The organism is Sphaerotilus sulfidivorans, assembly GCF_013426975.1.
In the GTDB taxonomy this organism is placed as follows: Bacteria; Pseudomonadota; Gammaproteobacteria; order Burkholderiales; family Burkholderiaceae_C; genus Sphaerotilus; species Sphaerotilus sulfidivorans.
Genome location: NZ_JACCPY010000109.1, coordinates 1 through 278, shown reverse-complemented (window position 1 = coordinate 278; position 278 = coordinate 1). Strand labels below are relative to the sequence as shown.

Genomic DNA, 278 nt, shown 5'->3' with positions numbered 1-278 from the left:
CGATCAAGTCCGAGCTGTCGCAGTGCCGGCTCGCCATCCACACCGTGCGCCAAGGCTGGGTCAAGGCCCGCACCGCCACCATCAACCGCCTGCGCGGTCTGATGAGCGAGTTCGGCATCGTGCTGCCGCTCAAGGCCCAGACCGTGCGCCGGCTGGCTGCCGAGCAGGCCGAAACCTTGCCCCACTGGGCCAGGACGGCCTGCATGGATTTGCTCGACGAACTGCGCCGGCTCGATGAGCGCGTGGCCGCCTACGACGAGCACATCCAGGTCATGGCC

1 pseudogene is annotated in these 278 nt (G+C 68.3%); it reads left to right on the top strand.

The features are described 5' to 3' along the window. Window positions 1-278: pseudogene (locus HZU84_RS20160) on the top strand (IS110 family transposase); the annotation flags it as partial.